The 7,931-nt window shown below is 62.1% G+C and carries 5 protein-coding genes; 1 reads left to right on the forward strand and 4 read right to left on the reverse strand.

Features of this window, described 5'->3' with window-relative positions; genetic code table 11:
• Positions 1-60: 60 nt before the first annotated feature.
• Positions 61-3,426 (reverse strand): N-6 DNA methylase, encoded by a 3,366-nt coding sequence (locus VLU25_07315; GenBank protein HSR67733.1) that lies wholly within the window; start codon positions 3,424-3,426, stop codon positions 61-63.
• A 550-nt stretch (positions 3,427-3,976) separates the two neighbouring features.
• On the opposite strand from VLU25_07315, the gene VLU25_07320 reads away from it, so the two are divergent.
• Positions 3,977-4,564, forward strand: a complete 588-nt coding sequence (locus VLU25_07320; GenBank protein ID HSR67734.1) for a c-type cytochrome — start codon at positions 3,977-3,979, stop codon at positions 4,562-4,564.
• A 125-nt stretch (positions 4,565-4,689) separates the two neighbouring features.
• Here the strand turns inward: VLU25_07320 and VLU25_07325 are convergent, their stop codons facing one another.
• The 3 genes from VLU25_07325 to VLU25_07335 all read right to left on the reverse strand — a co-directional run.
• Positions 4,690-5,088: a YciI family protein gene (locus tag VLU25_07325; GenBank protein ID HSR67735.1), complete on the reverse strand. Its 399-nt coding sequence runs from the start codon at positions 5,086-5,088 to the stop codon at positions 4,690-4,692.
• An 89-nt stretch (positions 5,089-5,177) separates the two neighbouring features.
• Positions 5,178-6,422: an RNA polymerase sigma factor gene (locus VLU25_07330; GenBank protein HSR67736.1), complete on the reverse strand. Its 1,245-nt coding sequence runs from the start codon at positions 6,420-6,422 to the stop codon at positions 5,178-5,180.
• A gap of 41 nt (positions 6,423-6,463) precedes the next feature.
• Positions 6,464-7,931: FtsX-like permease family protein (locus VLU25_07335; protein ID HSR67737.1), on the reverse strand; the 1,468-nt coding region annotated here is incomplete at its 5' end.

A 7,931-nucleotide genomic window follows, 5' to 3' on the forward strand; every position in this document is an offset into this window, starting at 1 on the left:
CGTCCGTCTATCGAAAGTTTCATTTCGCGCGTCAGGACTTCCGGCGAAGTCGGGAAGGAATCATTCTTCGGCCAGCAAAGGAGTCCGCGGGGGAGCCGTCTCTCGGATAAGAACCTTTTCCCCTTCGGTCAAGCGGTAGGCTTGGCAGACAAGATCTGAAACCTCGCGCTCCAGACGCAGCCGCTCCTTTTCTTGCTGGCGGATGGGCGCGACGGTGCGGGCGTGCTCGGAGCGCAGCTTCTTCAACGCCGCCGCCGTCAGCGAGTCGCCTTTGCCCAGCCTGCGCTGGACTTGGGCCACAAACTCGTCTTCGCTCAAATCTTCCGACTCCTGAAGCTTGCTTCCGAGCTTCTCAATCTCGAATTCGACCCTCAGCCAATCGGACATCATGGCGCGCATTTCATCCCTTTCCCGCGCCATGTCGATCAACCTCCGGACCCGCCTCTCCATCTTTCCGCGAAGGCCGTCGTCGGGCTCAGCAATAGGAAGCTTTTCCATCATGTAGCCCATCGGCGAAAGGGCCTCGTCCTTGAGGTGTTGCAGCGTTCGCCAATTGTGCCACCACATCAGCGGCGAGTTGAGAACGCCGAGAAGGTAGAGATCAGCACTCGGAAGAAAGAATGCCTTGTTGTTGGTAAATAGTGCTTGGTCATCAAACGCGAAGCGCGGGTGGTACTGGATCTCCTGGTAGAGGATCTTTGGCTTCTCGAAATAGTCCCAGTAAGAGCAAGAACGCAATTCCCACCAATAGTCTCCTTGGTCTTGTCGCTTCTGAAGCCGCGCTTCGAACTCGATGAAAGACCTGTAGATAGACGGGAAGGTTTGCTGGAAAGCCGCTTCCGGCCGCTCACTGGCACTCCAAGGCCAGTTCCGGTCCGAACTCGATTCGAGAGTGATGATCCATAGATCGGGCCAAGTGCAGTGCCATCGCTTAATGTCCTGCCCTCTAACGTAAGGCTGAATCAACTCTTCGCACTTGGGATCCTCGTGGATTAGTTGTTTTCGTCTGGCTCCATCGATGAGAAAAGCCTCGTTGAAGCCTGTCAAGATTCCGCGGTACGGCTTCTCGGCCGCAAACTCGGCGAGAGAGGGGTTTTCGCCCGCCATCCGGTGGATCAGATCGAGGGCTGGCTGGGAGTCGAGCAGCCAGGGTTCTTCCCCGAATTCGCTGCGAGCCAAGCGGCCGCTTCGCGCATCCACTTGCTGTTGCAGGTCGTCGATGCGCAGTTGATCGGGGGGGATGGAGCTTACCGTCACAGGGCCGCTTTCGATTGCCTGGTCGTCCTTCTCTCTTTCAGGTGCCCGGCGGCCGAGCACGGTTATCGAGGGGAAGACATCGGCATCGGGGAAAACCTCTTTAGCGTGTCCCAAGTCCACGACGCTCTCCAGCTTCGATTCTTTGGCCAGGAAGGCCCGTAGCGATCTGCCGTAAGATGCGCGCAGCCACTTGTTGGTGACCACGAAAGAGAGCCGTCCGCCGGGGCGCAGCAGGCGCAGGCCCCGCTCGAAGAAGTAGACATAGAGGTCGGCCATTCCGTGGTAGACGTCGTAATGTTGCTTCAGGTGCTTCTTGATCGGCTTGAGCAGTTCCTGACGGATGTAGGGCGGGTTGCCCAGCACCACGTCAAAGCCTCCCGCTTCTTGGAGGGCCTCGGGAAAGGAACTCTGGAAGTCGAAGGCTCGGGCATCGAGTTGGGGGTCGTCAACGATGCTGTTGCCGACGCGGATCGTGTGGTCGAGGCTGGTGAGGATGCGGCCACGCTTGGCCGTCTTGATCCACAGGCTGAGCCGGCAGATCTCTACGGCCTCATGGTTGATGTCCACTCCGTAAAGGCTGTTCTGGAGGATTCGCCGGTCGACGTCGAAAAGCCCTGCTTGTCCTCTAAAGTCTTCCAAGTGTCCCGCCGCGTTTTGATAAGCGGCATAGAGATGGTCGAAGGCTTCCAGCAGGAAGGCGCCGCTGCCGCAGGCGGGGTCGAGAATCCTGATCTTCCCCAACTCCTGGTGCCACGCTTCCCAGAAAAGGCGAAGGGCCTTCTTTTGAGCGGGCTTGAGTTTTTCGAGGTCGTAGACTCGCGGGTCTTCAAGTGCATGGGCCGTTTTACCCCTGGCTTGTTCCTGATGCTCCCGGCGTAGCGCCTCAAAACGTTCCTCAAGCACTCTTCCCAGCGTGTTGTCGACAATGTAGCGGGTGACAAACCTCGGCGTGTAGAAGGCGCCTTCTTTCTGGCGGCGCGTTCTGTCGCGCTTTTGCGGCAGCGGCGGTTTTCCGCTTTCGATTTCCTGGTAGAGCAGTTCCAAATCGGTGATGGACTGCTCGAAAATATGGCCCAGGATTTCCACGTCCACCTGGCGGCCGTTGTTGTCCAGGTCGCCGTTGATCTCGGCGTGATAGTCATACTCCCCAAGCTCCCGGAAGTGGGCGCATACCTCGTCGGGAACCTCAAGGCTCCGGATCAGTCGGTCTTCCCGGAAAAGCCCTCCGTCATAGGCCGGGATGGACATTTCGGCGTTTCCCTCGTCCACGAAGCGGAAGAGGTTCTTGAAGTTGTCCCAGACAGGGTTGGGGACAAACGGGTTTCTCGTCTCATAAGCTCGGCGCAGGATGTCGGAAGGCAGAAGTCCACGATCTTCGCAGAAGGCGCAAAAGAGAATCCGGTCCAGTAGCTTTTGAGTGGCCGACAGCAGCTCTTTGGGCTGTTCTCCCGGGTTCGCGCTGCAAAGCCGTCGAAACGACTCGTAGCGGATGTCGGTGTAGCGTTGGTAGAACTCGGCAGTGAGCTCGCGGTCGGCCTGTTCGCTTTCCTCCAGAAGCGCGTAAAGGTGGCAACGTCCGGTGTCCGGCAGGCAGCGCTCAGCACCCAGCAGAAAGACCAGTTTTTCAAGTTGACGGAGGCTGCTGTCCAACTCGTCGAGGCGGAAACGCTCGTAGGTTTGCTGGTCGGAGCCCTTAAAGTAAAGGCGGGTTTCGCGGATGGAGGAGGCGATAATCCAGTCGCAGGGCAGGTTGATGGCATATTGGTAGGCTTGTTGGACCGCTGAGAGGCGGCGCCCCTTGTAAGGCCGTTCCAGGGGATCGCTGGGGCTCTTGCCTTCGAACACGATGACGAACTCTTGCCGCGACGGCCCGAAGCGCCCCAGCACGGCATCGGCGAAGGTCCCGTCGACTTCAACATGTTTCTCGCGAGAGAAGGTATGGACGCTGTGCTCGGCGCCGCGATAGCCCAGCAGGTCGATGAAGAGGAACTCCATGAAGGAGTGCAGAATCTCCTGTTCTTTCAGCTTCTGCCCAAGTGGCGACCGCATGCGCTCGGCCCACTGCTCCAGCCGCACCCTTTGCCGGCGAACCCCTTCGGGCAGTTCGAAGGCCTGGAGATGGGTACTGAGCACTTCAGGCCGAAATATCGGCTTGGCTTCGGCGGGCAAAACTGCTCCTCGGTGACATGCCTCTCCTGCGACTTCACTATCTTAACGGCTACGACTGTCTTTTCTCGGCAAAAGCCAGACTGACAAAGGCTCAAGAGACCTGTCTCGGCACGCTTGTCAGCCTGAAAGCAGAGCGCAGCGGTTGCGGCCCGTCCTCACTCCATCTGCACTCCCGTCTGGCCCGATGACGGGTAGCGGAAAGCAGCGCCAGATTTCTATTGACTGGGCGCTTGCACAGGAGGAAAATAGCGCTGTGCCCGGTTTTCAGGGGCCGGCGTGCGGCCCCTGGAACCACCGGGATCAGGCTCCGCCGGCGTGTCTCCTTCCGATTGCCGGAAGAGGCGTTCGGACGGCGCGTTTTAGACAACTCTCCCTTCACCTGAACCCCATTCAGCCTTGACGGCGCCGGTGACGATTCCAGCCCCTTACGTCTGGCTGCGTCGGACGCGACGACGCCCAGATCGCTGGAAGGGACGATGGGATCCCATGCTCCGCCGCTCAAACATGCTGGCCACGGGCCGCAAGATGAGGGAGTTTGCGAGGATTTTCGATGAATGGCGACTTCAGTCAGAGGTTTTTCGGGCTGGCGCTGCTAGTTGCGGCGTCCTTGCTTTTGGCGTCCTGCCGCAGTGCTGTTTCCTCTTCCGGAACCGATCCCGCGGCTGATCGGATCGAGCGTGGCCGCTACCTGGTCAACATCGGGGTCTGCAACGACTGTCACACGCCCATGGTCATGGGTCCCGATGGTCCCGGTCCTGACATGAGCCGGATGCTTTCGGGCCACCCCCAAGACATGCGCCTGAGCCCCCCTCCCTTGCTTGACGAGACTTGGACCTGGGCCGGGGTGGGAACCAATACGGCGTTTTTCGGTCCGTGGGGCATTTCCTATTCCGCCAACCTGACACCCGATGAAAACACCGGGCTGGGGATCTGGAGCGAGGAGATGTTCATCAACGCCATTCGGAGCGGTCGTCATATGGGGCAGTCGCGGCCCATCCAGCCGCCTATGCCTTGGCCCTTCTACTCGAAGATGAGCGACGAGGACTTGAAGTCCATCTACGCCTATCTGCGCTCGCTGCCCCCGATCCACAATCGGGTGCCGGACTACCAGCCTCCACCCGAGCTCCTACCGGAATAAGCGTCGGAAAAATGAGCCATAGAAGGCCTCCCGGCCAAAAAGCCGGATCTTTCTTCATGGCCGGGAGTTCCTTCTCCATACCCGCCTACCGCGACAGGGTGGCTCAAAACTTCTGACGCGCCGCACTAGGACCGGCTCTTGCCGACCGCTTCGTCGCGTTCGGCCAGCAGCTTGTTGATCTCTTCGTTGGCCGGGCGGATTTCGAAGGGGCCGAAGCCGACGCCGGGATGTTTGGACATCAGCGCGATGGCGTGGTTGAGGTCCCTGGCCTCCAGAAACAACAGCCCTCCGATCTGCTCTTTGGTTTCGGCATAGGGGCCGTCGGTGACATCGATGCGGCCGTCGCGCATGCGCAGGGTGACAGCGTTTTCGGTGCCTTGCAGCGCCTCTCCTCCCACAAAGTGTCCGGCGCGGCGCAGCTCGTCATCGTAGGCAAAGCATTTCTCCATGAACGCTTGGCGCTCGTCTTCCCTCATCGATTCCCACTTGGTCAGGTCAGCATAGCCTAAACAGATGAATCTCATGGTTCCTCCTTAAGAACGATGTTGAAAATCTCTTTCCGCCCCCTAGTCGAAGCGGCGGCGCGGATTTCGACATGGGGCCCGAAAAATTTTCACTTCATCTCCCGCAGGCGCTTGGCGAAGAAGCGGCGTTGCGGTTCCTGCACCGTGAGAGCCAGTGCCCGCCGGTAAGCGGCCTTGGCCTCCGCGGTCCGGCCCGCCCGGCGGCAAAGGTCGGCCCGGGCGGCGTGAGCCAGGTGATAGTCACACAGCTCGCCGCGGGCAAGGATGGCATCGATCAGCTTCAGGCCGTCCTCGGGCCTGTCGCGCATGGCCACGGCCACGGCCCGGTTGAGTTCCACCACGGCCGAGGGCTCGGCCCGCAGCAGCAGGTCGTAGAGGGAGACGATTTGGGCCCAGTCGGTTTGCGAAGCGCTTGCGGCATCGGCGTGCACCGCCGAGATGGCCGCCTGCAGGGTGTAGGTGCCGAATCGTCCCGAGGCCAGCGCACGTTCCACCAGTAGCCTCCCCTCGGAGATGTTGGCCTGGTCCCAAAGCGAACGGTCCTGGTCTTCCAGCAGGATCAGGTCGCCGTCCGGCGTGGTGCGGGCCGTGCGCCGCGATTCGTGCAGCAGCATCAGCGCCAGCAGGCCCATCACTTCGGGATCGGGCAGCAGTTCCAGGAGCACTTTGCCCAGGCGGATGGCTTCGCCGGACAGGTCTGAGCGAATGGCTGCGTCGCCCGAGGACGCCGAATACCCCTCATTGAAGACCAGATAAATGACGGAGAGCACCGAATCGAGGCGATGGGGCAGATCGGAGCGGGAGGGAACCCGGTAGGGGATCTTGGCGTCGCGGATCTTGGCCTTGCCTCGCACGATGCGCTGGGCGATTTTCGATTTGCGGGAGAGGAAGGCCGTGGCGATCTCTTCGGTGGTCAAGCCGCAGACTTCGCGCAGGGTGAGGGCCACCTGGGTGTTGGGGGGCAGGTCAGGGTGGCAGCAGGTAAAGATCAGCCGCAGGTGGTCGTCGCGGAACTGGGCTTCGTCCAGTTCCTCAATGTCGGGCTGGGCGGAAATCGGCGCGGAAGGGATCTGAGCCACCGTGTTGCCCCGGGTTTTCCTGCGGCGAATCGTGTCGATGGCCTTGAAACGTCCGGTGGAGACCAGCCAGGCCCTGGGATTGTCGGGCATGCCCTCGCTCTCCCACTGTTCCACGGCCGCGGTGAAGGCTTCGTGCAGCGCTTCCTCGGCCAAATCGAAGTCGCCCAGCAGCCGGATCAGGGTGGCGAAGATCCTTCGGGATTCCTCCCGGTAGACCTCATCGATCTTGCGGCGGACATCCTCGGTGGCTTGCATCGCGTAGATGCTAGCATGCCAGGCCCCCTGCACGGTCCCCGCTAGCGGCAGTATTCCAGGGGGTCGACTCTGAGGGCGCGGCGGGCGGGGAGCAGGGAGGCGCCCAGGGCAGCCGCCAGCAGCGCCGCCGCCAGCGCCAGGTAAGGCCAGGGTGTGATAGGAGAGACTCCGAAGAGCAGGCCGCGCATCCAGATTCCGAAGAGCAGGGAAGCGGGCAGTCCCAGGGCCACCCCTGCAGCGGTCATGCGCAAGGCTTGGCGCAGCACCAGGCGAAGGATGTCGCGCCGGGACGCGCCCAAGGCGATGCGGATGCCGATTTCGGCGCGGTTTTCGGCCACGAAATAAGCGATCAGCCCGCACACGCCCACCACCGCCAGCGTCACCGCCACCAGGGCGAAGGCGCCCAGCAGGAAGAGGCTGAAGCGGGGACGCGCCAAGGTGTCCTGGTAAAACTCCTGAAGCGTGTGGACGGAGTGGAGAGGCTGCAGCGGATCGATGGCTTCCACCTGGCTGCGCAGCAGCCCCGTCAACTGGCGGGGATCGCCCTCACCCCGCACCACCAGCGTCAGACCGCTGCGGGTGTGCTGGGTGTAGGGATAATAGACGAAGGGAACAGCCTCTTCCTGAGCGCCCGCAAAGCGGATGTCGCCCACGACTCCCACCACCGTCCGCCAGGGACCGTCGGCCTCCAGGCCCCAGAGCCTGATGCGGCGTCCCAGCGCGCTCTGGCCGGGCCAGTACTTGCGGGCGGCGGACTCGCTGACGATGACCGAATAGGGCCCCTCGGGGCTCTCGCGCTGGTCGAAGAGACGCCCTTCCAGCAGCGGGATGCCCAGCGCGCGGAAGAATCCGGAACTGACGATGCGTCCCTGCTCTTCCGGCTCCATTCCCGGAGCAGGAAGCTGATAGCCTTCCACGCCGAAGCTCCAAGTCTCGTCGGAGCCGTTGAGGGGCATGTGGCTGATCAATCCGACCTCTCGAGTCTCAGGATGGGCGTCCAGCCGTTGCAGAAGATCCCGGTAGAAGGCGATGATCGAGGCCTGGTCGGCATAGCGGGCCGAACTGAGGGCCACGCGGCCGCTGATGACCGATTGGGTGCGGAAGCCCAGATCCACCGCCAGCAGGTTGGAGAAGCTCTGCATGAGCAGCCCGGCTCCCGTCAGGAGGATCAAGGCGATGGCCACTTCGGCCGTCACGAACCAGCGCCGGGCCCGCTCGCTCGATCCGCCGCCCGTGCGCCGTCCGCTGATCTTGAGGACGCTGTTGAGGTCGGTGCGGGGGACTTGCCAGGCCGGCACCAGTCCGGCGGCGATGCCCGTGACCAGCGAGAGCCCCATGGCCAGGGCCAGGAAGCTCAGGTCGAGTCCGGCTTCCTGCAGGCGGGGCAGTCCGCTGCCGCCGATCCAGCGCAGGGCGTCCAGGGTCAGGTCGGCGGCCAGCAGTCCGGCGGCGCCCGCCAGCAGCGACAGCAGCGCCGTCTCGGTCAGCAACTGGCGCATCAGGCGCTTG

The organism is Acidobacteriota bacterium, from assembly GCA_035471785.1.
Classification (GTDB): Bacteria; Acidobacteriota; UBA6911; order RPQK01; family DATIPO01; genus JANQFM01.

Excerpts from the sequence above, each read along its gene's own strand:
- VLU25_07320 (HSR67734.1), top strand. The coding sequence starts at position 3,977 with ATGAATGGCGACTTCAGTCAGAGGTTTTTCGGGCTGGCGCTGCTAGTT.
- VLU25_07330 (HSR67736.1), bottom strand. The coding sequence starts at position 6,422 with ATGCAAGCCACCGAGGATGTCCGCCGCAAGATCGATGAGGTCTACCGG.
- VLU25_07325 (HSR67735.1), bottom strand. The coding sequence starts at position 5,088 with ATGAGATTCATCTGTTTAGGCTATGCTGACCTGACCAAGTGGGAATCG.